We start from the raw sequence: 24,547 nt of genomic DNA on the forward strand, positions 1-24,547 counted from the left end.
AATTGTATCAGTGCTGCCGTGGTCGGCGTGACTGGCCGAATATTGTCATTTATTCATGCCATCTGCGCCGGCTGCCGCTTGCCGAAAACAGGCGCTTGTCGTAGAATCCTTGCACCATTTCGTCTCACGTGACTGGCGAATCCGGCTGATTTTCCTGCTGTTCTGGGTCAATTACGTCGTAAGGTGGGCTTACCCACCGTGAAGCGTGAGATTTCATTGCCGTGCGCCTGGGTAGCCCGAATGGAGAGTACGACTGAGGCTGCCTGCAAATTCCGTTTCCGGCCTCCTCATTCGATCCCAGGTAGTGTTGATTTAGCATGTTGTGATTCGTCACGGCCTGCGCGATTTAGCTTCCTGCCCATTTTTTGAACGATTGGAGTGATTCATGTTTTCAAAAGACCAGACCTTAGCAAAAACAGACGCAGAACTGTGGTCGGCCATCCAGAAGGAAAATACACGTCAGCAAGAACACATCGAGCTGATCGCATCCGAGAACTACACTTCGCCTGCGGTGATGGAAGCGCAAGGTACACAACTGACCAATAAATACGCCGAAGGTTATCCGGGCAAGCGTTACTACGGTGGTTGTGAATACGTCGATATCGTTGAGCAACTCGCGATCGACCGCCTGAAACAACTGTACGGCGCTGATGCTGCCAACGTACAACCGAACTCCGGCTCGCAAGCCAACCAGGGCGTGTTCCTGGCAGTCCTGAAACCAGGTGACACCATCATGGGCATGTCGCTGGCTGAAGGCGGTCACCTGACACACGGCATGGCATTGAACATGTCGGGCAAATGGTTCAACGTTATTTCCTACGGCCTGAACGACAAGGAAGAAATCGATTACGAAGCCATGGAACGCCTGGCACGTGAGCATAAGCCTAAGCTGATCATTGCCGGTGCTTCTGCTTATGCATTGCGTATCGACTTCGAACGCTTCGCCAAAATCGCCAAGGAAATCGGTGCTTACTTCATGGTCGACATGGCGCACTACGCCGGTCTGATCGCAGCAGGCGAGTACCCGAACCCGGTTCCTTATGCCGACTTCGTCACTTCGACCACGCACAAATCGTTGCGTGGTCCACGCGGCGGTTTCATCCTGATGAAGGCAGAGCACGAGAAGATCATCAACTCGGCCATCTTCCCAGGCTTGCAAGGTGGCCCGCTGATGCACGTCATCGCTGGTAAAGCGGTAGCGTTCAAGGAAGCATTGGCACCAGAATTCAAAACCTATCAGCAACAAGTCGTGAAAAATGCAGACGCGCTGGCGAAGGCATTGATCGCACGTGGCTTGCGCATTGTTTCGCATCGCACCGAATCGCATGTGATGCTGGTCGACCTGCGCGCGAAGAAGATCACCGGTAAGGATGCAGAAAGCCTGCTCGGTTCCGCGCACATCACCTGCAACAAGAACGCGATCCCTAACGATCCGGAAAAACCATTTGTCACTTCGGGTATTCGCCTCGGCAGCCCTGCGATGACGACCCGTGGTTTCAAGGAAGCGGAAGCGACCAAAGTAGGTAACCTGATCGCCGACGTGCTGGAAAATCCAAATGATGCGGCGACCATCGAACGCGTCAAAGCGGAAGTGAAAAAACTGACGGACGCTTTCCCGGTCTACGGTTGAGTTTGATTTAAAGTCTGTAGCATTACTAAAGCGTACTTCGGAAGAATGAAGCACGCTGCAGAATGGCCTTGTCGGGATGAGTGATCCAGGCAGGGCCATTTTGGGATGTAGACGGAAGCAGTCCCAGTATTTTCCCGGTAGTTATCGGTTAAGAATAATTAAATTCGATTGTTAAATTTTTGCTGATGTAACGATCCATAAGGCCAGGCACCGCGATGAAATGTCCTTTTTGCCAGCACGACGATACCCAAGTCCTCGACACCCGTGTCTCTGAGGAGGGCGACAGCATACGTCGTCGCCGCCGTTGTACCAGCTGTGATAAACGCTTCACTACCTACGAACGCATCGAATTGACGATGCCGGTCGTGGTCAAGAAAAATGGCAGTCGTACAGACTTCGATCCCAAGAAATTGCAGGGCAGTTTGCAACTGGCCTTGCGCAAGCGTCCTGTTTCTGCTGAAGCGGTCGATGCTGCCATCCATCGTATAGAACAAAAGTTGCTCTCCAGCGGCGCACGCGAAGTCGTCTCCGGCCAGATCGGCGAACTGGTCATGCGCGAATTGCAGCGCCTCGACAAAATCGCCTACATCCGCTTTGCATCTGTTTACAAGAGCTTTGAGGACGTGGCGGAGTTCCAGGATGCGATTGCGGAAATCGGTAAGCCTTCCGGGAAATAAGCGCGATGCAGTTTGCTTACACCATCATCTACGTGCCGGACGTAGCGGCGTCGCTAGACTTTTTTGAGCGAGCGTTCGGTTTTAACCGTAAATTCCTGCACGAGTCGGGTACCTATGGCGAACTGGAAACCGGTGCCACCACCCTGGCCTTTGCCGCGCATGAACTGGCGGATATGAATTACAGCGGCGGACACATCGCTGCCCATACTTCACCGAAGCCGCTCGGCATGGAGATCGCCTTCACCACGGACGACGTGGCGGCAGCACATGCCCGAGCCCTGGCTGCGGGTGCGACTGAATTATCCGCACCGATAGCCAAACCGTGGGGCCAGGTGGTTTCTTATGTGCGCTGCCCGGATGGTTCGCTGGTAGAACTCTGCACACCTATCGCGGCCTGATTGCTTATGTCAGATGCTCGCGTCGAACAACTGCTGAACGATATCAATCTGGTCAACCCGGAGCGCCATGAGTTGGTAATGGCAGCGCGGCGCGTCATTTATAAGGGAGTGAAGCAGGCGACGGAGCGTGTGATGTATGGCGGCTTCATGTTTGCCGCACCGAACGACTTCTGCGGCGTATTTGCCTACGCTGAACACATCTCCATCGAATTTGGCCATGGCTGCGACTTGCAGGATGAGTGGCAGGTGCTGGAAGGCAAAGGCAAGCTACGTCGTCATATCAAGATCCATAGCCTGGATGAAATCAAAAGCAAGCATCTGGCGGATTATTTCAGGCAGGCGTTTGCAAACGCTAATGGCTGAGCACTAGTCCTGCTGACCCGCCACATTTCTTCATGTCTTTTTCTGCACTCGCTTTACTGATCACCGCTGGCTTTATCCATGCCGGCTGGAATATCGTAGCCAAGCGTGCGGGCGGTGATGCGCGTTTCGCCTTATTCACCAGTCTCTTCCTTGCCCTGGTCTGGACGCCGCTCGGTTTGTGGCTGGCGTGGGATGTGGTGCCGGGCTGGGCCTGGAAAGAATGGGCCATCATCCTGGTCAGCGGTATCCTGCACGTCATTTACTACGTCGTCCTATTGCGTGGTTATCGCAAGGCTGACTTAACGGTTGTTTATCCACTGGCACGTGGCTCCGGACCTTTGCTGTCATCAATGGCGGCGCTGTTATTCCTCGGTGAACAAATATCGGCGCTGGGTGTGGGCGGGATAGCAGGCGTCGTACTGGGCGTGTTCCTGATTGCCGGTGGCCCTAAGCTCTTCCTCGCCGCCAAGGATGCGGAACAGCGCAGGCGCGTGCACATTGGCATCTTCTACGGTTTGCTAACGGGTGCTTTCATCGCCTGTTACACGGTGGTGGATGGTTATGCGGTCAAGTTCATGCTGATGTCGCCTATCCTGATCGATTACATCGGCAACTTCATACGCATCGCGGTGCTGGCTCCGACTTACTTCCATGATCGCGCCACTGCGGCACAGTTGTGGCAGAAACAGTGGAAGTACGCGTTGATCGTCGGTACGATCAGTCCCATTTCCTATGTGCTGGTGCTGTATGCCGTGAAGCTGGCTCCTTTGTCACATGTGGCTCCGGCGCGTGAAGTGTCGATGCTGTTTGCCGCCATCATCGGTGGCCATTTGCTGAAAGAGGGCGATCGTACTGAACGCCTCATAGGTGCCCTCTTTATTGCGCTGGGCGTGATTGCGCTGGCGGTAGCCTAGTCCTTGCTATCTTTCTTCAGCAATAATTTCCATACATAAATCTTCCCTATCCTTTCGGGAGAATTCCGCGCGTCGCTAATCGTCATTTCCCATGTTGATGGGATGCGATTCGAGCTGCAACTTCACAAAATGTCTGTTCATTTTCGACATGTTGTTTGTGTCACGGAGAACAGAAATGACGAATTCTGCGGCAGATGGCTTTTCACTGATCGAAGTGTTGATCTCGATACTCGTGCTGACGGTTGGTGTAATCGGTGCTGCCGGCATGCAGCTCACCGTCTTGCAAACATCCCGCTGGTCTGCTTTTCAAACGACAGCCTTGCACCTTGCGCTTGAGATGGCTGACCACATACGCAGCCATAGTCAGCATGTGCAATCGCGCGGTGTGAGCAATCCTTATCTGGCTATCGATTATCAGATTCCTTACCATCAGCCGGCGATCAATTGCTATGGAAGGGACGCCAATTGCAATGCAGAGGAGCTCGCGGAGTTTGAGATAGCGCTCTGGTTAAGGCGTGTCAGCAAAGAGTTGCCCACTGCACGCGTGCGGGTTTGCCGCGATACGCAACCATGGGATACGAGCAGGCAGCGATATACATGGCGCTGCACCGAAAGCAGTGGCGCGCATTCCTATCCACTCATCTATATCAAGATAGGCTGGCCTGACCGGAGCGCAACAGGCTCGGATTTTCCTCCCGTGCTGGTACTGCCTGTTGCGGCTCACTAGCCATGAAAGCGTTCTCCCACCAGCGTGGCATAAGCATCACGGAGCTGATGGTTGCCATGACTATCGGTTTGTTCATCACATTGCTTGCGACTGGATTATTGGCGTCAAACCAGGCTGCGTATCTGGCGCAGGATCAACATGTACAAGTGCAGGAAACAGGGCGTTACGCGATGGAGATGCTGGCGCGTGCGATACGACAGGCCGGATACAAAAACCTGGCTGCAGCCAGCAGCAACGCAGATATTCATCCGCATGTGATCGGTATGGATGCGAGCAGTCTCAAGCGAACGACGGCAGGTATGGATGCTGCGGCTGCGTCTACGGTCGTAAATGGCAGCGACGTGCTGGCCTTGTCTTATTCCGGTGATGAGGCAATGTTTAATTGCGCCGGGTTGGCAGTGATACCTGGTGGCAAGGATGAAGAAGCCTGGAGCATATTCTTTGTGGCACGGGACAGGGTGGGTGAGCCTGAGCTGCGTTGCAAATATCGCTCGAGGCGCGGCTGGAATGCGGACGCGATTGCGCGTGGCATAGAGTCGTTCCAGGTTTTGTATGGCATCGATGTGGATGGCAATGGCGTCGCGGATCGCTATCTCAATGCGAGCGACATCGTAGCCTTGGATGATGCAATGACCCTGAATGGAGAGAATGCGATAGCACGTCTGGCGGACAGGCAAAGCCGGACACACTGGAAGAAGGTGCGCGCTGTCAAAGTTTCGATATTGGTCAGGAGCGCGCATGCAGCGCGTGACGGAGATGCGCAAACGACGCATCACTTATTTGACACCTCCTATCAGAACGCGGGTGACATCGGAGTAATGATAGCCGAGCAGGATATGCCGCTTACCGAGCGCAAGCGGATACGCAAGGTATTTACGCAAACCATACAGTTGCGCAATGCCGGCGCGTCAAATGGTATCTAGGCGGCCCATGTGGCAAAGCAAATTCTCACAGGCCGGTGCGACATTGCTCACTGTGCTGGTGATGCTGTTGCTGATACTCATGTTGGGACTCGCAGCAGCGCGGATAGCCTTGCAGGGTGAGAAGGCAGCACGTAATGACAGGGACAGGCATATCGCTTTCCAGGCCGCAGAAGCTGGCTTGCTGGATGCAGAGATCGACATCGCACATTCTTTCGATGCCGCAATATCCCGTAGCCATATTTTTACTCAACACAGTGAGTCGGGCTTTCCCTTGTTACATGAGGAGGGCTGTAACAGGGGACTAGGCAATGCCCACCTGGGTTTGTGTCGCCCGGCTCCAGATGGCAGCGCAGCTGCGAGGGAAGGCATCAATTTTTTTGACGATACGGCCGACGGCGCCCATACGGTGCCTTATGGCCGCTTTACCGGGAATCAGTTTCTGGCCGGTATCGCTGCTTTGCCTGCAAGGGAGCCACGCTATGTCGTTGAATTGATGGTGGATCACAAGGTAAGTCAATTGACTGGCAAGCCTGCGTACTTTTACCGAATCACTGCCATAGGGTACGGCGCAAGTGTCGGCACGCAGGTGGTATTGCAAAGCGTTTACCGGAAGCGGCAGGCAGAGGCTTTAACTAAGGAGCCGCCATCCATTGCTACCGGACGTCTGAGCTGGCGCGAGATTATTAACTGGCATGAACTGCATGCTGCAGGAAATTAAAACCGGAGGTGGAGATGCGTTGGCATAACGGGCTTACGCTGATAGAGGTATTGATCGCCTTGTTCATTATGGTGCTGCTCGCGGGTTGGGCTGTGCAGTCTTACCAACATGCTGTGGTGAAGGGCAAGCGGACGGAAGGCCGTGCTGCGCTGATGACGGTGATGCAGCAACAGGAACGCTATTACTCCGTGCATACGAGCTACAGGGCTTTCTCTTCGCACACAAATGATGAACATGTACACGGCATGAAATGGTTTTCAGGTGCAAGCAGTACCAGCAGCTCCTATGAAATCAGCGCGCAGCCATGCGGCGATGATGGCGTTCGACATTGCATACGCCTGATTGCACGCCCCGGGACCGAGCGCGTCAATTCTTCCTATCGCGATCCGCTATGCGGTACCTTGAGCCTGAATAGTCGCGGCGAAAAGACCGCACATGCAGATGGCTGCTGGTAAGACGATGGGAAGTGGCGCGTATCGCAGCGGATATTCCATAGTTGAAATGCTGGTGGTGCTGGCGATAGTTAGCATCGTCCTGGCGAGCGGGGTGCCGGTATTTCAAAAAATCATACAAGCCCAGCGTCTGGCCACGGCATCCAATGCCTTGTTTATGGCTGTCAATCTGGCACGTTCTGAGGCCATCCATCGCGGGCGCCGGGGCGACCTTGTACCGCTGGACAGCATGCAATGGCGACACGGATGGTTGGTGTTTATCGATGAAAACAATAATCAGCGATCGGACAGCCACGAAACCGTGTTGCACACCCATGCCGTGAAAGTAGTCGATTTGCAGATCACGCCACGCTTTAGTGATTCAAAAGTACAATATGTCGCATACAGCGGTACTGGCCGTAGCCATAGCAACGCTGGCAGGCAGGTCGCGCAGTCCGGGCACTGGCTGCTGGAGCTGGGACCATACAAGCGCAAGGTCGTGATCAATTTCCTGGGACGACCGCGCATATGTGACCCGCTGAAAGACAAGATCAGTTGCTGACAGGCGTATAGCGATATAGCGCACTGCAGCCGATATAACGACATCAACAGTAAAGATACACGTGGAAATTCATAGCGACGTACAAGGCATACGCCTGGCACTGGAACTGGCCGCCAAAGGCATGTTCACCACCACGCCCAATCCGCGCGTGGGTTGCGTCATCGTCAAGGAAAACAAAGTCATAGGCAGCGGCTATACGCAGCCGGTCGGTCATGCGCATGCCGAAGTGCAGGCGCTGAATGATGCGGCAGATCGCGGCTTTGATGTCAGCGGCTCTACTGTCTATGTCACGCTGGAACCATGCAGCCATCACGGCCGCACACCACCATGCGCCGATGCATTGATACGCGCGCGGGTCGGGCGGGTAGTGGCTGCCATCGCCGATCCAAATCCGCTGGTTGCAGGGCAGGGGCTGGCGCGGCTGGAAGCGGCGGGCATACAAGTAACGTGCGGCGTGCTGGAAGAAGAAGCACGCGAGATGAATATCGGCTTCCTGTCGCGCATGCAGCGCGGCAAGCCATGGGTACGTATGAAGAGTGCGGCTAGCCTGGACGGCATGACCGCCTTGCATAACGGGATTAGCCAATGGATCACCGGTGACGAAGCGCGCGCCGATGGCCACTACTGGCGTGCGCGTGCCTGCGCCATCCTGACCGGTATCGGCACCGTGATGGAAGACGATCCGCAATTGAATGTGCGCGCCATCGACACCCCACGCCAGCCACAACGCATCGTGATCGATAGCCAGTTGCAGATCAGCCAGCACGCGCGTGTCTTGAGTGGTGGCGGCTCCCTGATCGTGGCTGCACAATCTAATCCGGAAAAAGAAAAGCCCTTGCGTGACCTCGGTCATGAAGTCATCGTGCTGCCGAATGCCAGCGGCAAGGTGGATCTGGCTGCGCTGATGCAGGAATTGGGACGACGCCAGATCAATGAATTGCATGTGGAAGCAGGCTTTAAATTAAATGGCTCACTGATACGTGAAGGCTGTGTCGATGAGTTGCTGGTGTATCTGGCACCGACGCTGCTGGGCGACGCGCAGCGCATGTTCAACCTGCCGCCGCTGGAATCGCTGGAGCATAAGAAAAACTTAACTTTCCATGAGGTCAAGCAGATCGGTGCCGATTTGCGTATCCTTGCTCGTTTCATCTAACTAATTTTCACGCCATCATGTTTACTGGAATCGTCGCTGCCATCGGCAAAATTACCCACATCACCCCGCTCGGCGATGCCGATGCCGGACACCGCCTGACCGTCGATGCCGGCGGCCTGCCGCTGGCTGACGTCGCGCTCGGCGATTCAATCACGCTCAACGGTGCGTGCATGACAGTGGTGGCTAAAACCGACAAACAGTTTGACGTCGATGTCTCGCGCGAAAGCTTGAATTGCACGGCAGGGCTGGATGCAATCGGCGAAGTGAACCTGGAAAAAGCAGTAACCCTGTCCGAGCGCCTCGGCGGTCACCTGGTTTCCGGCCACGTTGACGGACTGGGTTCCGTGAGCAAATTCGAACCAGTCGGTGAGTCATGGCTGCTGGCAGTCGATGCACCCAAGGAACTGGGCAAGTTCATCGCGGTTAAAGGATCTATCGTCATCAATGGCGTATCGCTGACGGTGAATACCGTGGCTGATAGTGCAGCCGCATGTACTTTTTCGGTCAACCTGATTCCGCATACGGTACAGGTCACGACGCTCAAGCATCTTAAGGTAGGCAGCAAGGTGAATCTGGAGATTGATTTGATCGCGCGTTATGTTGAGCGCATGTTGTCGCAATCTAAATAAGTCACTGCATAAATTGCATCCATCTGGCTATGCTATTTCCAGCCTCGCTGGAATAGCTGGCTTGCCAGTAATTATCCTTTTTACGCTTTACTTCCCTCCATCGTACTGAATGCACTTTAGGGCATTTAGCTACACCCCAAAGTACGATTGCCTGCCTTACCTGCATAGCAGAGCATGAATCCCCGTGCCCGGGCTTTTCATGGGCTTCATGTATGTGCACCAGGATATCGGAAGGTAAATCGCATGCAAGCCCACTTTGCTTTGCCATTCCGTACGCTTACAGCTGTTATTCTCGGTTTGCTGCTCGCTTTTGCCGGTGCTCCGCAAGGACATGCGAACGACAAGCCGATACAGTTTTTTGATCCGGAAGACGGCAAGCTGGACCTGAGCGATTTTCTGCTTAACCACAAAGGTGCGCTGGTCGTGCCGACCATCATTACGGAACCGGCGATAGGCTATGGCCTGGGTGTGGGCATGGCTTTTTTTTCACAGTCAATTTCTGAAGCTGCCGCTGAAGCAAAGAAAAGCGGCAAGGGTATGGCGCCACCGAATATCACCGTGTTGGGTGGCGCAAAAACTGACAACGGAACCTGGGGCGCTGGCCTCGCGCATTTTCATACCTGGGACGCCGATCGTTATCGTTATCTTGGAGCAATCGCCAAGATGCATGCCAACCTCGACTACTATGGCCAGTCCAGTCGGCCCCGCGGCTATGAACTCGACGGTGTGTTTTTCATGCAGCAATTGCTGGCGCGCGTGGGAGACTCCCATTGGTATGTCGGTCCGCGCTATGTTTACTTTGATTCGAATACACGCTTTACCGGCGAAGTCGCGAATGAACTCAATCTCCCGGGCAGGGATCTGACGATTGGTAAGCTGGGGCTGGTGGTTGATTACGATACACGCGACAACATGTTCTATCCGAGTCGCGGTACCTACGCTGAGTTTGAAGCCCAATTCGCCCGTGGTGCTTTCGGTGGCAAGCAGGATTTCAATCAATACAATGCGCGTGGCTATACCTGGCTGCCGCTTTCCCAGAAATGGATACTGGGCCTGCGTGCGGATGGACGTTTTTCCAGCGGCGATATTCCGTTCTATGCGCAACCTTATGTCGATCTGCGCGGGGTATCCAAAGGACGCTATCAGGATCAAAACGCCATAGTTACGGAGCTCGAGTTACGCTGGGATGTCACACCACGCTGGTCGGTATTGGGATTTACAGGTGCGGGCAAGGCTTATGGCAAATGGAATGATTTCTCGAGTGCATCAACCGCTACCAGTGTAGGCGCAGGCTTCCGCTATTTGATCGCGCGCAAGCTGGGACTTTCACTGGGTATCGATGTGGCTCGCAGCAAGGACGACAATGCGTTTTATATACAGATAGGAAGCGCCTGGCGCTGAGCTCAACGCGCTACTTTACCAGTCCATGCGCATACCTATTTTGGCATCCCATGCATAGGCGGCCTTGTCGAAGGTTTGTTGATAACCGATGTTGCCGTAGAGGTAGGTGCGCTTGCTGCGCTTGGATGTCATGCCCGCCTTGATTTCCCACCAGCTGCCGCCCATGTCGGCACGAAACGGCAAATAGCCGCTGGCAGTCGATATCGATGTGACCGGATTGCCCCTGAATTCACGCCACACACTAAAGCGTACGCCGCCACCGGTGGCTTCTTCCTTGCCCTTGGTATCTTTGGCGATGCGCACACCCAGGCGCCCTTGCAGCGAATCCATATTGCTGAATTGCAGGGTAGAGCCAGCGTCTATCGCATCGTCCAGATGTAATGATTGATACACCAGTTGTCCTTGCGGTTCGACGATCCAGTCCTTTTCCATGCGTATCGGTTTGCCTATCTCTCCTGATACCGCCCAGCCCAGGCCATTTGTTTTCATATCAGGCAGGCCGCGTTGTGAGCTGGCCTTGACGTCGTATTTGGTCACTTGCCCGATCAGATCTACATAAGCATCTTCTGCACTCATGTGTGTCCAGTAGCCGCCTATGCTGTAGCCGGTGAAGCGATTGTTGCCGGCCTGGGTTTGGTCATAGTGGATGACATTGGTTTTGGCGTAGCCTATCGCACCATAAATACCTGCCTGGTCCCTATGGCCATCTTCACGCGGCTTGCGATACAGATCGGTACCTACCTGTATGCCCTGGAAGCTGTAGTCGTAGCTGGGGCCATAGCCGTAGATGCCGCGCACGTCACCGTTGCGTGAACCGCGCATGCCGAGCAGGCGTCCCCACACATTGCGATCCTTTTTGTCGGCATCACCTGCAGCCAGGCCTGTTTGCGGGGACGGGCCTTCGCTGCGTCCTATGCGTTCATCCAGGGTATCGAGCAAGGTACTGCTGTATAGCAGCGCGCTAGGTGCGATCGCAGTGTAGACCGAGATTTCCGGACGGATGTATGGTGCAGGGCAGGGGGCACCCGGCATCGCACAGTCATTCTGCCGGGTGCGTAAATACCAGCCATCAGGATCACTGCCATCGAGTGCGCCGCGATGCAGTTCATATTCATACGGACCTGCCACCGCGGCGCGTCCCAGATGAAAAGCGCTGGTCGCCGTGGTACCACCAGCCAGGTTCTTGATTACCTGTATCCCGTTGCCGGTGGTGACTGCGCCGGGTCCGGTATTGTTGATAAGCAGGCTGGAGGTGCCGGATGCAGTACCACCGTTGATTACCAGTAAATCGGAAGGTGAGCCATCTGTAGCCAGGTAGGTGTTGAGGCCCAGCGAACCACCCTGGCCTATGTAGTTGTTAGTCGTCAGGGTGCGGTATGCACCGGCATACGGTGTGAAAGCAACCGTACCTGCATTCGTCAACGCCTGTGTAATCAGGGAGTTCGCGGTGACGTTCCAGGTCGCATTGTTGACGGTCACATTGGTGGCACCCAAGGAGGCACCGGTCCATGTTGTACCGGAAAGCAGTGTGAGGTCGGCGGTCGGTGCACCGGCAGCGGGTGCGGCGTATACGGCGCAGGGGCCGCCTACGAGTGGACCGGCGCTCTCTTCGAAGCAGTCACCTATACGTGTGCCTAGGTTGACTGCCACGCCGCTGACCCGTACATCGCCCGTTAGCACGCTATTGCCAGACGCCGTCAATTGCGCTTGTGCGCCGTTCGCCACATACAGCAGGTTGGCCGGACTGCTGACGCGCGCGCCATCGCCTATCGTCGCCACTAATAAGCCACCATAAGCTTCAATTGCATCACCCGCGGCACTGCTAAGTTCGCCGCCCGACATGTTGAAACGATTGGTATTGGCAGCCGAGTTATTGCTCGATACCAGGCCGCTGGTACTCGCGCCCGTTGCCCGCACTATTGAATTGTTCAGTGTGATGGACGCTTCGCCGGCAAAGGATTCGATGATCATGGCACCACCACCACCGGAACTTTGTATTTGCGTATTGTTGGCTGTAATTTGCGCTACATTGGCACCGGCTGCATTGGTCGTCGCTTTCAAACCATAGGAGGCATTACCTGTGGTCGTGATGGCATTGTTATCCAGTGTGACGGTGGCCGAGCCGGATGCAGTGGCGTTGGCCCATACGCCGTAACCGTTGCTAGGACTGACTTCTATTGTGGTGCCGCTACTGTAGATCGTACCGCCGCTGGTCGCCAGGCCGGCACGTGTGCTTGTCGCAGTCGATGTAAAACCGGTATACATCGCACCTGAAGCAGTCACGAGGTAGCCTGAGGATGAGGTGTACCAGCCCGCATTTTGGGACTGGCTGATGCGTATCAGATTGGTGCCGGTCAAACTAAGATTGCTACCTGCATTCACCATGACACCAAGTGTGGCATTGGCTCCCTGTATCGTCAGATTCTGTGCGCCAAGACTAGCACCACGTGTGACCACAACACCGGTACTGCCATTACCGGCACCGGCTCCGTTCAGATTGATCGTTATGCCGCTGCCCAGTGTGCTGCTCGTGTTATCAACCATCATGCCAACCGCGCCTATGCCTTGCATATTGATGACAGAGCCGGAGCGTAATCCAACCTGCCCACCATTGAGCATATAAATGCCGGTTGATCTTGCTCCGCCTGTGATGGTCGCGGCCGACGTCACATCCAGCAGGCTGCCACTGGCGGACGCGCCGAGTACGATGGAACTGGTGCCTGTGGTAGCTATATTGGTCGTGCCATGCAAGCGGATGCTGCTGCCGCTTTCTGCGACTGCACCGTAACCGGATGATGCACCGGTATTGTTGATGCTTACATTCGTCGCATCTATCTGGCCACCACTTAATCCGATCAAACCGCTGCCGGTACCGATAGTGCCGATGTTCACACCGCCATTGAGCGTGATGTTGCTGCCAGCGCCGCTCGCCAGTACCGCATGGCCGCCTGCAGACTGCAGCACCAGTTGTCCGCTTGATTGGATGTTGCCGCCTGTCGAGTTGAGGCCAATGCCGCTTCCGCCCGTGGTGATGTTGATCTGTCCCGGTGTCGGCCCGGCGGTGCTATCGAGTAGCAGCGTACCGCCGCTGTTGACGTTGATGGCGTTGGCCGCTGGCACTGTGATGTTGGTATTGCCGACCACAGTAGTAGTGGTGCCCGCAGCTACCGATGTTGTGGTCGTGACATTACCGGGACCTATGGTGATTTGTGCCTGGCTTTCATCTACCAGAAACAGGAGAAGTACGGCGGCACATGTCGGCGTACTTCTGCGGCATCGGGCTATGGCTGCGCTCATCTTTTTTTTCATGAGAAATCCTGACTAGATTCAGCGTGGTGGCTGTTTTTCTCAAATCATCCGGAGGTACAACTGAATGGCTATGGCGCGGGCATTCAAGGTGTCGTTTGAAGCTTGGTGCAAGCACGCAGAAATGGCACTTGTCTCTTGGTGATGGCGGGATTGTCCTTTAGGGCAAAAAACACGCTTAAGTCCCCGCGTATGAAGCGGGCTAAATTTCACGGAAAATTAACATTCGTAATTATTCCGGAGTGTCTGCCTGACCCCTGCACATTCGAAACAATTTGTTCCCCTTGTAACGTAACGGCGGAACACCATTTCCTCGCTCGCCATGCTTGACGCATCAGCCGGATCCGAGTGGCGCTCCTAAGTTTCTATTTTTAAAGGATATTTTTCTTCCTGGTGGCGGGTGCTTAGTCGCGGATATGGAATTTTTAGCTGGCATGCAATGTGCAATTCATTACATGCCGCATCGTGCCTGAGGTGCCAAATGAGCCCAGGTGCAGACCGTGGCTTGAAAAAGTACAGCAGATTCAGACGGTCGCGTATTGAACCGATTGAAGAGAACTGTTCAACGAGGGGAAGAAATGGGATTTATTTCCAAATTGCGCGCTGCATGGGGCAGCAGCCAGTCCGCGAGCATGAGCAAACGCAATGTCGTGTTGCAGGAACGCTGGCTGCATATTGCCCAGCCTGCTTTTTATGGCCGGGCTTACTGTTCTCCGAATATGCGTTGGCTTGTCGGCTGCAAGGGAGCGGATAACAATGATAGTGGCAGCGGCCAGGTCATATTGGTGAGCTATGTGGAAGACCTGGTAATGCACGAATTAAATTCCTTCGCCCATCCCAGGGGAGCGGCGGTTTCCAATGTCGGAATTTATATTGTGGCCAGTGCGGGAGACGGTTCGGAACTGGAGGGGGAGATAAGTGCGATTGACCAGAGCGGCAATCAGTTCTACCGCAAACCTTATCATGCGAATGTTTTCAATATCGGTATCTCGGACTGCGGACGATATGCGGCCGTACAAACGGCGAATGCCTTGAATGCGGATGCAGACCTGTTTGAAGTCATCGATATTAAACACGGCAGTCTGGTATTTTCGCGCCAGCCCGTGACCGGATGGCCGGACGATTATATTTTTGATGTGGATGAGCAAGGCGAATTGCAGGCGGTCGGCGTCGGACACAAATCCCTGGGAAAATTCTTTTATGCGCGCGATGGTGAGTTCCGCGATCAACAGCTGTTTCAGGATGCGCGGTTGCGGATAGGGCACTATGTCGCGAAGATATCCGCTGCGCGCGAGCTGCTGCAAAATACACCGACGCCGGATAACGCCATTCTTGCCTTGTATGCCGCAGACGAAGCGTTGCAAGAAGGTGCAGAGGACCGGGCGGATTGGGGCGGATTGGCGCATCGCATACGCGGGCAATCATATGAATTGCTGGGACAGTTTTCGGAGGCGAATGAGGCATTTGAGCAGGCATTGCGCCTGAATCCGAAACTGGATACCCAGCCCACTTTGCGCAAAAAGCAGAGCAGCGACAAGCTGGTTTAAGTGCGTGCGCAGTTCTTCGCAATCGGCAAGGTAATGATGAAGGTTGCGCCACCCTTTGCTTCATTGATGACTTCAATCCGGCCGCAATGAACGTCAACGATGGTCTGCACGATGGCGAGCCCCATACCCATGCCTTCCGCTTTGGTGGTGTAAAAGGATTCAAAAATATTCGGCATGATGTTGGTCGGAATGCCGGGGCCCTGGTCGGTCACGATCAGGCATATGTGGCTGGCATTGCTTTGCTCGGTTTTGATCGAGAGTGTGCGCTCTGCAGGAGGGACGGCTTCCATGGCTTCCATCGCATTAGAGGCGAGGTTGATTAACACTTGTTGCAAATGGGTGCTGTCGCCCATGATCTGCGGCAAGTCGGGTGCCAGCTCTATGACCAGCGTGACATGATGTTTGATAGCCAGGTTGCCGAGCAGGCTGCGGGAAGTATTGATTACTTCATTCAATGAAACCGGCTTGGATTCCAGCGAGCGCTTGCTTAACAGCACGCGCAGTTTTTGGATAATCTGACTGGCGCGCAAATTGTCATCGCGGATGTCGGTCAGGATGGCGCGTAGTTCGTGATCCGGGTATGACTGCTGGTTGAGCATCATGGTTGCGGCATCGGCATTGGCCATGATCGCGCCCAGCGGCTGGTTGATTTCATGCACGATGGAGGCGGTGAGTTCACCGACACTTCCCAGTCGTGCAACGTGGGCGAGGGCGGTGCGCTGGCGATTCGCCTCTTCATCGGCTTTTAATCGCTTCCGGCGTTGCCATTGATAACCGAATACCAGCAGAAGAATGACAGCCGTCATCAACACAAAGGCTATGATCTGCGGCGCATTGCGTTCCCAAAATGTGGGGATATGGAAAGGACGGTCGCAGTCAGCGGGGATGTCTTTGAAATTCAAGCCCCAGCGCTGGATCTGGCGATCGTCGATGACACAACGGGTTTTCTGGCTGATCTGCGTGTACGGTCCGCCATGCGGATTATTTAATAGCTGCAGCGCGAGCAATCCCGCTTCACGTCCATGTTCACTCAGATTCATGACGTGACCACCGACGACGCCATTACCGATATAGCTGCTACGCATGCCATATACAGGAACGCTGGCCTGTGTCGAAATGCTGCGCAGGATTTCGTCGCTGGAGTAACGCACGCCGTCCCGGTCCCCGGCGATGGTCATGGCCAGCAAGACAGTATCTGCAGGTAAGGATGAGACCAGCTTCAACATATCCGGCAAAGGTTTCTGTCCGACGGTCTCGACTTTTAAGTCGGGGCGCCTGGCCGTAGCAATTGCATTGAGTTTTGTGTGGAGCGTCTGAACCTCGTCATTGTGTGACGATTGGACTAATTGAATGATGCGCTTAATGTCGGGTTGCAGCTGCAGTATCAATGCAAGGTTGGCTGCGTAGTCATGATCGACGAAGACGCCGCTGATGTGAGCCGAGTTGGGGCGCCAGTAAATGGCCGGACTGGATATCGAGTAATACATGGCCGGCGTGCCTGGCCAGATAGTTGCGCCGTTACGTTCGATAAAATTCAGCGCGCGTTCGCCACGGGCAACGATCAAATCGATACTGCGGTCATGGTATTTTTTTGCAATCAGCTCAATTGCATCAAGTTCCAGGTCACTGGGCGGGTCGGTATGCTTGACCAGGTACTCTGAGAGTATTTCGACTTTCTGTGAGGACTCGGAGAATACCTCGTACATCGCATGATCTATCAGTTGCGCATTGGGTGACAGCACTTCTGCAGGATTGATCACCAATATTGTTTTGACGTGATGCGCGCTTGCCGCGCAGGAGCAAGCCTGCAAAGCAATGAAGGCCATACATATCCGCAAGCGCTTGCTCGTCAGTATGCGATTCCATTGTGTATGCGTGTACCGGATTAAATGCGTCGCTGTGCCTGTCACGAAAACCGCGCTGAATTAAACGAGGTTTGGTATACCGAGTCGGATTCGATGTGCAGTTTTTCGATGACATGGACCAATTCGGCCAGCGTTTTGACTTCCATTTTTTCCATTACTTTGGCGCGATGTGCTTTCACAGTGCGTTCGGCTACGTCGAGCTTGGCACTGATCTGCTTGTTCAGCGCACCTCGGGTCACCATGGCCAGCACTTCTTTCTCGCGTGGGGTCAATGTTGCATAGCGTGCTTCCAGTTCGCACAGTTCTTGGCTTTTCTGTCGCTTGCACGCGGCGTCTTTGAGTGTCTTGTCCAGTGTGCTGAGCAGGGCAGCGCTATCCAGCGGCTTGCAGAAGAAATCCACTGCACCCGCTTTCATCGCCCGTATGGAATCGACCACGGTCGCTTCACCGGTGACAAAGATGATGGGGAGTGGATGTGCATCGGCAACCAGCATTTCCTGCAGGTCGAGACCGCTGGGGCCAGGCATATGGATATCAAGGATGATGCAGCCGGATTCGTTGCCTATGCCGGATAAGAGCATGTCACCAACCGAGCCGTAGTCGAGTACGCGATAACCGGTGGTCTGGAGCAAGCGCTGCAATGCGCGTCGGAAGGATGGATCGTCATCGACGATGCGGATGACTGCAGGTTCAGCTTGGTTCTGTAGTTCTATTACGTTCATGCGACATCTCCCAAAAGTCGACGCGACAAAATACGTGGAACAAAACGCTACTGATTTAACAAATTATGACTTTATTCCTTTATTTTCCTTGCGGCAACTTTTCCTTTGCTTTCATTTAACTATCGAAAGTCTAAGAGAGGGGATAGCATCATGCGCCTGATCCTATAGGCAAGAATATTGACCTAAAGGGCAGAGGGTACTGCACTAAAGTGCATGTTATTTTTGTTATTTCTTGCTGGAATGTTAAATGTGAAGCGCTCACTCCGCAAGCAAAATTGTTATCAATTGTCATCTTTTTTTAAAGATGATTGCCGGCGAGTGAGCACAACGATATTTACTTGGTCTTGGCGATGCTGCCAGGTGGGAAGCCGGCAAACATTTTGTTCAGTGAGGCGTCCAGCAGGGTGGTGGCTTGGTCTGGTTTGTCCGGGATGGTTGCTTCTGCCGTGCCACGCCAGATGGCTTTCTTGCTCGCTGTATCGAACAGATCGACGACCAGCGTGCCAGTCTGATAAGTATCGACTACCGTGGTTGCACTACCCATGCCCGGTGCAGGCATCGCACGCCAGCCCCAGCCAGCATACGGGCCGGAATCATAGAAAGTGCTGATCGATTGTTTTTGCGCGGTTGCGACATGCGCTACGACGGTGACTTCACCTGCATCACTTTTGCGCCAGCCAGCAGCCTGTAGTTGCTCGTCAACACCATTCATGATGCGTTGCTGAAACAAAGGATTGCTGACTTGTGGTCGGGCCAGCCAGGTATAGCTGCGGTATTTCGCGAAGTTGACGGCAGGATCGCTGTCGACGTTGACAGTAGGGCTGCTGGCACATGCCCCCAATAATGTAGTCAGGGCCAGCAGCATGATGGCGCGCAGTTTCATGTGTTTCTCCTTTTTAGAGTAGATCAGTCTGCTTCAGGCAATCCCTTACCTTCATGGCCAGCGACTGGCCGGTAAAAGGTTTGGGTAAGTACAGCTTTCCTACACCCTGGACGCGCAAGCGTATTTTTTCATCGTCCTGGGCTGTAATAAAAATGATGGGGATATCCTTGCCTGTGCTCCGTATCTGTTCGAGCAATTCAAAGCCCGACATGCCCGGCAGATAGAGATCGAGCACCAGGCAATCGATGTCTTCGCCCGGTGCTGACTCCAGATAGCCTTCCGCAGATGCGTAACCTATGGGTTTCCAGCCGCACGCAGTGAGCATGCGCAGGATGGCGGCGCGCAGGCCGTTGTCGTCCTCCACCACCGCGATATTCCATGGTGTGTAAGCAAGACTCATGGGTCAGCCTCCAAACGAAATTGCGATCCGAGTATTCATATCAGTGACACGCGCCTTAGTGATCGTTGCCATTCGTTTGTAGGTGATCGTTTGTTTGATGTCCTGCCTCACGCCGTCGGAAATACAGCCAGCATCCGGCTTCGTGTGATGAAAGCGTGAAGCACCAGGGCTTTTTTTAATATTGGCGATTGAGGCAGGTGTCTATGCACGTTGGTGCATATGGCACTGCAAAATTTTTTTGTGTTGATGGATCTGCACCAAGGGGCATGTATCCGGTCACCAAGATACAAGTGCAAACAAAACACGTTTTATCCATGCTGTGTGCACATCGCCACCTTCATGGAGAGCAAACATGTTGCGCAAATACCTGATGATTGCCGGTTCCCTGACTGTCCTGCTGCCTTGCGCAGTACATGCAACGGAAGGCACGATGGGGCGGCCTATCACGGCGCAACAGATTTCCTCGAATGCCGGCATCGTGCCGCCGGAACCGGGGTGGGCGATTTCAGTCCAGAGTATTTACTTTGATGGTGATATAGGTGCATCCAAACAAGTGCCGGTCGCGGGTGAAGTCGCAGCGGGTATCAATAGCAAGGCTTCTTATACGATAGCGAACGTCACCCGCATCTGGGATACCGGCCCAGGCAACTGGAACTTTGCATCTGCCATCGGCATACCCTTGCAATACGTCAAAGTCAGGACCTCCTTGCAGGCGGGTTCCATGGCCAGCGGCAGTTCCGACTCCACGACCGGTATCGCTGACATCCTGGTCACACCTATCATCGCGGGTTTTCATTTCAGTAAAACCGAACATATGTCGCTGTCCTTGCCCATCTACGCGCCGAGTGCAAGTTATGACTCCAAGAAACTGGCCAATGACGGACAAAATACCTGGACCTTCATGCCCAGCATTGCTTACACCCGTTTAGGTACGGACGGCAGCGAGTTCACCACCATGGGTATGCTGCAGTTCTATACGAAGAATAAGGACACCAATTATCGCAATGCGCCCTTGCTGATATCGGAAGCCTTGTGGACGGCACGCGTTGCCAAGGATACCAATCTGGGTGTGGTGGGCGGCCTGATTTATCAATTGGGTGACGACAAGGGACCTACTGCTGATCGTTTGAATGGGTTCCGCGGTCATGCTGTTGGTCTCGGACCTATCATGAACTGGAGCGGCAAGATAGGTGGTCATCCTGGTTCTTTCAGTGCACGTGCGGTGTGGGATGTAGAGACCAAGAACCGGCCCAAGGGTTATTCCATCGGTGTCAGCCTGAATATGCTCTTCATGTAATCACCGTCCCATGATCGCACCTAGGCCGACGACACGATCAGCGCTGCTCTTCATGGCGCTGTCCGTCGTTGCGATCAGTGCAGGCGTATGCCATGCACAGAGCGATGCGCTGAGCGCAACGCATGAAATGACGGTGAATGTGAATGAGGCTGGAAAATTTTCTGAAGAAAAGAAAGGCGAACAAGGCGGCGCCCCGGAAAAGAAAACCAACTTTGTCGTCCTGCCGATTCCGCAATCCAATCCGGCCCTGGGATCGGGCCTGACCCTGGTCGGTCTGGCCCTGTACAACCCGAATGCGAGTGAACGCCCATGGGTGAGCGGCGTCGCCGTCATGAAGGCAGGTTCCAGTACGATGGTCGGTCTGGTGCAGTCGGCGACCTTTATGCAAAATCGTTTGCGGGTGACAGCGGGCATAGGGCATGCAGATCTGGATCTGAAGTTTTACGGCATAGGTACTGCGGCGGGTGAGCGAGGTGTCTCGATTCCATTGAATCAGGTTGGTACTGGCGGTATGGTGCAGGCGCTGTATCAGGTGGGTGATCACTGGTTCCTGGGTTTGCGTTACCAGAATGTCCATCTCAAGAGTGCGATGGATTTATCGCAATTGCCGGGCATAGGCGCAGTGATACCCGAGGCCGATCTCAGGCGCACCACCGCTTCACTGGGGCCTGCCGTCGAATACGATACGCGCGACGATAGTTTCTATCCGACCACCGGTACCTATGCCAAAGCCAATCTCAATTTCTTCACATCCGCTTTCGGCAGTGATGTCAGCTTCCGTCAATTCTCCGCATCATGGAATCGCTATTGGCCCTACAGCGCCGGGACTGTCATCGCCGCGCGCGTAGCGACTTGCGTGGTGGGCGGGAATGTCCCGTTCAGCGATCTGTGCATGTATGGCCGTAGCAATGATTTGCGCGGCTACACCACCGGTCAGTATCGCGATAAAGCCATGCTGGCCGCGCAGGCTGAAGTGCGCTGGAGCCTGGCGCATCGTTGGGGCGCAGTGGCCTTTGGCGGTATCGGCACTATTGGTCCTTCGTTTGCTGAATTGCCGCAACAAAAAATGTTGCCCTCACTGGGTGCCGGTTTGCGCTGGCAAGCCAGCAAGGACTACAAGGTCAACGTCAGCCTGGATGTTGCCTTCACCAAAGATGATCGCGCAGTCTATTTATATGTCGGCGAAGCGTTTTGATCGGTATGCATCAAAGGGCATGTCCATTCGCACCATAGATCAATTTTATTCAGCGTGATGAGTCTGCATGATCAATGCTCTTCCCGTATTTCAAGTAGTCCCGGATTTTTACACCACACAGGAGAAACGCCATGCTTATCCAAGCTACCAGCCTCACATTACTCGCCCTGGCTTTATCAATTAACCCGGCCCATGCACAGGATGCCAAAGCACCTGCGGCTGCACCCGCCGGTGGTGAAGTACTGGTCGTCGGACGCGGCAAGGGCGTGGTCGCCGCTGCTGGCAAACGTGTGGTGCGCGGCACGATTACAAATGTGAACGCAGAACGCCGCGAATTTACCGTCAAGCGCAGCACTGGTGAAGAAGTGGTGGTGCCGACTGGCCCTGAGGTAAAAAATTTCAATCAAATCAAGGTTGGTGACCAGGTCGTATTGCGCGAAGCGGAATCGGTGGTCCTGAGTTTGCAGAAAGCAACGGCCGGCAAGGAATTGCGTCAGCGTTCGGTCGCGGAAACGATGTATGTCGCACAGCCAGGTGACAAGCCTGGTATCGCCGCCACGCGTGAAACACATGTGGTCGCAGACGTCATCGCGGTGAATAAAAAAGAAGGCAGCGTCACGCTCAAGGGAACGAGCCGGACCCGTGTCTTCTATCTGGATGACAAGACCGCACTGGACAATATCAAGAAAGGTGACCAGGTCGAGGCTGTGGTGAAAGAAGGCGAGTCGCTTTCGATAGAAACACCGCGTGCACCTTAAGCCATCAGCGAGTGACTTCAGGTAGCGCAGTCTGCCTGAAGTTGCCTGGCCGGATGCACCAAAGGGCAATGGCTTTGCTCACTAATGAACGATTTTTTTCTTTTTCCCCCTGGGTAATGATGAGCAGCATAAGTGCAAGGCTGTAACGCACATCCGATCCGCCTGAACAATTGATGAGAGACGCATATGTTGAGCATCAGCGCAGGAGTAAAGCAGGGCGAGGCTGAGCACCGGTTGGTATCGGTGATGAAGATCGTGCTTGCGATGCGGATGGATGACAGCGGACATCAACAACAGCTGTCAGCGCAGCCAGGCTCGGGTCAGCACCCGGGTTCGGGCGGGAGTGCTGAATCGGACGTGCGTGTTGGCAGGCCATTCAGTGGCGGTCCCTTATACAAGATCCAGGGTGTGGTCGGCCTGTTGCAAGACGGTAAGCCGAATGTGGGGCGACGCGCTTTGCTGGCGATGGCCTTGTGCTGGTTGCCGCTGGCATTCCTGAGCGCGCTGCCCGGATATGACAACAGCAGCTTCTGGCCGGATTTTGGCACCCATGCACGTTACCTGATCGTCGTGCCCTTGCTCATCCTGGCCGAACGCATCTGCATACCACGCATAGGTGCACTGGCATCGCATTTCCTTGAATCGGGCATCGTCGCGGAGCAGGAGCGTCCGGCCTTCCTGGGCATACTGGCATCTACCCAGCGCCTGCTCAACTTGCTGTGGGTAGAGATAGCGGTCGTGGTCCTGGCCTACCTCGCCATCGCAACAATGTATGAAGCGCGACCTTTTGCAGGGATTCCGGCCTGGCTCATTGTCAGTACGCCTGTGGGCAAAGTGCTTTCTCCTGCCGGTTGGTGGGGCTTGCTGGTCAGCTTGCCGCTCATGCTGTGCTTGCTGCTGAGCTGGGTATGGCGGTTATGCCTGTGGGGGCGTTTCCTGTACCTGGTGTCCAGGCTGGAGTTGCGTTTGACTCCGGCGCATCCGGATGGCGCGGCCGGGCTTGGTTTTATCGGTTATTCATCACAGGCGTTTGCAGTACTGGCCATCGCGCTGGGTGCGCTGGTCGCCGGTGCCATTGCCAATAGCATTTATGCCGGGGCATCACTGACGTCCTATCACTATCTGATTCTCTTTTTTGTCCTGGGCGTCGTCCTGTTTTTCAATTTCCCCTTGCTGGTATTCCTCGGTCAGATGCTGCGGGCCTGGCGTCGCGGCACGCTGGAATACGGTGGCCTGGCCGATCGCTTCGGTCTTGAGTTTGAGCGTAAATGGTTGCGCGATCCGCAGATGGCCAGGGAATCCATGATGGACCGCCCGGATTTCTCATCGGCCACCGATTTATATCAAGTGGTCGATCGCGTGTATGCGATGTGGCTGCTTCCTGTACATCCCAAGAGTGTGCTGCTGTTGGCAGTGTCTGCTTTCCTGCCGTTTATTCCGGTCGCGCTGATGGCACTGCCGTTTGACGCCATCGTCGACAAACTCACAGGCCTGCTGTTTTAGCGTGGCTCCCCAGATGCATAGCAGAGGATAGAAATGGAAAAGGACGAAGCGGGTAGCAATGTGGTCGAAGATGAGCGCGGCTGGTTTGCGCGTCTGCATGATCGCTTCCTCGGCGTTAAACGTCACGAAGGACGGTTTGATGTCCAGCCCACAGCGGAGAGTCATTTCTCATGGTTGCGCACGCGCATGAGCCTGGAGCGCACCCTGATGTCGTGGGTGCGCACATCGACTGCGCTGATCGGCTTCGGTTTCACCATTGTGCAGTTCTTTCACAGCAATCTCATCAGTACCAGTGCGGTGCCATTCCGTCATCCGGAGATGCCGCGCTATATGGGGCTGGCCCTGATCGCAGCAGGAGTGCTCGCGCTGCTGGTGGCTTTGTGGCAGTACCGCGCTTTTGCCAATTACTTGTGGAGCCATGATTTCGCCTCAGTGGCGGGACCTGCGCGCGCACCTGTGGAGACGCCGATTTTTGCGGTCGCCATCTGCCTTTTACTGATTGGCTGCTATGCATTCCTGGCAGTGCTGATACGTGCGATTTGAAA

General features: G+C 54.6%; 24 protein-coding genes and 1 riboswitch. Of the genes, 19 read left to right on the top strand and 5 right to left on the bottom strand.

What is annotated here, in order from left to right; translation table 11 throughout:
* Positions 1-118: 118 nt before the first annotated feature.
* Positions 119-240: riboswitch (ZMP/ZTP riboswitch) on the top strand.
* A 145-nt stretch (positions 241-385) separates the two neighbouring features.
* From glyA to H7U06_RS12175, 13 genes are all read left to right on the top strand, one after another.
* The gene (gene glyA / locus H7U06_RS12115; protein ID WP_175626409.1) at positions 386-1,630 is read left to right on the top strand and encodes a serine hydroxymethyltransferase; all 1,245 of its coding nucleotides are present in this window, start codon (positions 386-388) and stop codon (positions 1,628-1,630) included.
* A gap of 215 nt (positions 1,631-1,845) precedes the next feature.
* Positions 1,846-2,307: a transcriptional regulator NrdR gene (gene nrdR / locus H7U06_RS12120; RefSeq protein WP_175626410.1), complete on the top strand. Its 462-nt coding sequence runs from the start codon at positions 1,846-1,848 to the stop codon at positions 2,305-2,307.
* A 5-nt stretch (positions 2,308-2,312) separates the two neighbouring features.
* Positions 2,313-2,705, top strand: a complete 393-nt coding sequence (locus tag H7U06_RS12125) for a VOC family protein (protein ID WP_175626411.1) — start codon at positions 2,313-2,315, stop codon at positions 2,703-2,705.
* Positions 2,706-2,711: 6 nt separating this feature from the next.
* Positions 2,712-3,068 carry a DUF1801 domain-containing protein gene (locus H7U06_RS12130; RefSeq protein WP_175626412.1) on the top strand — a complete coding sequence of 119 codons (357 nt, stop codon included), beginning with the start codon at positions 2,712-2,714 and terminating at the stop codon, positions 3,066-3,068.
* Positions 3,069-3,100: 32 nt separating this feature from the next.
* Positions 3,101-3,982, top strand: a complete 882-nt coding sequence (locus tag H7U06_RS12135; RefSeq protein WP_175626413.1) for an EamA family transporter — start codon at positions 3,101-3,103, stop codon at positions 3,980-3,982.
* A gap of 175 nt (positions 3,983-4,157) precedes the next feature.
* Positions 4,158-4,709 (top strand): type IV pilus modification protein PilV, encoded by a 552-nt coding sequence (gene pilV / locus H7U06_RS12140; RefSeq protein WP_175626414.1) that lies wholly within the window; start codon positions 4,158-4,160, stop codon positions 4,707-4,709.
* Positions 4,710-4,756: 47 nt separating this feature from the next.
* The gene (locus tag H7U06_RS12145) at positions 4,757-5,632 is read left to right on the top strand and encodes a PilW family protein (protein WP_254873232.1); all 876 of its coding nucleotides are present in this window, start codon (positions 4,757-4,759) and stop codon (positions 5,630-5,632) included.
* Between the two features lie 7 nt (positions 5,633-5,639).
* Positions 5,640-6,350 carry a PilX N-terminal domain-containing pilus assembly protein gene (locus tag H7U06_RS12150; RefSeq protein WP_175626415.1) on the top strand — a complete coding sequence of 237 codons (711 nt, stop codon included), beginning with the start codon at positions 5,640-5,642 and terminating at the stop codon, positions 6,348-6,350.
* 14 nt (positions 6,351-6,364) lie between these two features.
* A complete protein-coding gene (locus tag H7U06_RS12155) occupies positions 6,365-6,805 on the top strand; it encodes a type IV pilin protein (RefSeq protein ID WP_175626416.1) in 441 nt (146 codons plus the stop codon).
* A complete protein-coding gene (locus H7U06_RS12160; protein ID WP_175626417.1) occupies positions 6,792-7,343 on the top strand; it encodes a GspH/FimT family pseudopilin in 552 nt (183 codons plus the stop codon). Before H7U06_RS12155 ends, H7U06_RS12160 begins: the two co-directional genes overlap by 14 nt.
* A gap of 61 nt (positions 7,344-7,404) precedes the next feature.
* Positions 7,405-8,496: a bifunctional diaminohydroxyphosphoribosylaminopyrimidine deaminase/5-amino-6-(5-phosphoribosylamino)uracil reductase RibD gene (gene ribD, locus H7U06_RS12165; RefSeq protein ID WP_175626418.1), complete on the top strand. Its 1,092-nt coding sequence runs from the start codon at positions 7,405-7,407 to the stop codon at positions 8,494-8,496.
* Between the two features lie 17 nt (positions 8,497-8,513).
* Positions 8,514-9,125, top strand: a complete 612-nt coding sequence (locus H7U06_RS12170) for a riboflavin synthase (RefSeq protein WP_175626419.1) — start codon at positions 8,514-8,516, stop codon at positions 9,123-9,125.
* A 243-nt stretch (positions 9,126-9,368) separates the two neighbouring features.
* Positions 9,369-10,526 carry a BamA/TamA family outer membrane protein gene (locus H7U06_RS12175; RefSeq protein ID WP_254873233.1) on the top strand — a complete coding sequence of 386 codons (1,158 nt, stop codon included), beginning with the start codon at positions 9,369-9,371 and terminating at the stop codon, positions 10,524-10,526.
* A gap of 15 nt (positions 10,527-10,541) precedes the next feature.
* Here the strand turns inward: H7U06_RS12175 and H7U06_RS12180 are convergent, their stop codons facing one another.
* Positions 10,542-13,835: an autotransporter outer membrane beta-barrel domain-containing protein gene (locus H7U06_RS12180; RefSeq protein WP_175626420.1), complete on the bottom strand. Its 3,294-nt coding sequence runs from the start codon at positions 13,833-13,835 to the stop codon at positions 10,542-10,544.
* A 629-nt stretch (positions 13,836-14,464) separates the two neighbouring features.
* On the opposite strand from H7U06_RS12180, the gene H7U06_RS12185 reads away from it, so the two are divergent.
* On the top strand, positions 14,465-15,379 hold the full coding sequence (locus H7U06_RS12185; RefSeq protein WP_175626421.1) for a tetratricopeptide repeat protein: 915 nt from the start codon (positions 14,465-14,467) through the stop codon (positions 15,377-15,379).
* Here the strand turns inward: H7U06_RS12185 and H7U06_RS12190 are convergent.
* From H7U06_RS12190 to H7U06_RS12205, 4 genes are all read right to left on the bottom strand, one after another.
* Positions 15,376-17,205 (bottom strand): ABC transporter substrate binding protein, encoded by a 1,830-nt coding sequence (locus H7U06_RS12190; protein ID WP_175626422.1) that lies wholly within the window; start codon positions 17,203-17,205, stop codon positions 15,376-15,378. The two genes, H7U06_RS12185 and H7U06_RS12190, sit on opposite strands and share 4 nt — an antisense overlap.
* An 80-nt stretch (positions 17,206-17,285) precedes the next feature.
* Complete coding sequence (locus H7U06_RS12195; RefSeq protein WP_175626423.1) at positions 17,286-17,966, bottom strand: response regulator transcription factor; 681 nt, start codon at positions 17,964-17,966, stop codon at positions 17,286-17,288.
* Positions 17,967-18,300: 334 nt separating this feature from the next.
* On the bottom strand, positions 18,301-18,849 hold the full coding sequence (locus H7U06_RS12200) for a DUF4136 domain-containing protein (RefSeq protein ID WP_175626424.1): 549 nt from the start codon (positions 18,847-18,849) through the stop codon (positions 18,301-18,303).
* A 13-nt stretch (positions 18,850-18,862) separates the two neighbouring features.
* Positions 18,863-19,249 carry a response regulator transcription factor gene (locus tag H7U06_RS12205; RefSeq protein WP_175626425.1) on the bottom strand — a complete coding sequence of 129 codons (387 nt, stop codon included), beginning with the start codon at positions 19,247-19,249 and terminating at the stop codon, positions 18,863-18,865.
* Positions 19,250-19,601: 352 nt separating this feature from the next.
* On the opposite strand from H7U06_RS12205, the gene H7U06_RS12210 reads away from it, so the two are divergent.
* From H7U06_RS12210 to H7U06_RS12230, 5 genes are all read left to right on the top strand, one after another.
* Positions 19,602-20,546 (top strand): transporter, encoded by a 945-nt coding sequence (locus H7U06_RS12210; protein WP_175626426.1) that lies wholly within the window; start codon positions 19,602-19,604, stop codon positions 20,544-20,546.
* 52 nt (positions 20,547-20,598) lie between these two features.
* Positions 20,599-21,741 carry a BamA/TamA family outer membrane protein gene (locus H7U06_RS12215; protein ID WP_254873234.1) on the top strand — a complete coding sequence of 381 codons (1,143 nt, stop codon included), beginning with the start codon at positions 20,599-20,601 and terminating at the stop codon, positions 21,739-21,741.
* Between the two features lie 131 nt (positions 21,742-21,872).
* A complete protein-coding gene (locus H7U06_RS12220) occupies positions 21,873-22,499 on the top strand; it encodes a hypothetical protein (protein ID WP_175626428.1) in 627 nt (208 codons plus the stop codon).
* A gap of 186 nt (positions 22,500-22,685) precedes the next feature.
* Positions 22,686-24,002 (top strand): hypothetical protein, encoded by a 1,317-nt coding sequence (locus tag H7U06_RS12225; protein WP_175626429.1) that lies wholly within the window; start codon positions 22,686-22,688, stop codon positions 24,000-24,002.
* A gap of 33 nt (positions 24,003-24,035) precedes the next feature.
* Positions 24,036-24,545, top strand: coding sequence for a YidH family protein (locus H7U06_RS12230; protein WP_175626430.1), 510 nt, complete (start codon positions 24,036-24,038; stop codon positions 24,543-24,545).
* Positions 24,546-24,547 lie beyond the last annotated feature (2 nt).

Source organism: Herminiimonas sp. Marseille-P9896 (assembly GCF_903993245.1).
Classification (GTDB): domain Bacteria; phylum Pseudomonadota; class Gammaproteobacteria; order Burkholderiales; family Burkholderiaceae_D; genus Oxalicibacterium; species Oxalicibacterium contaminans.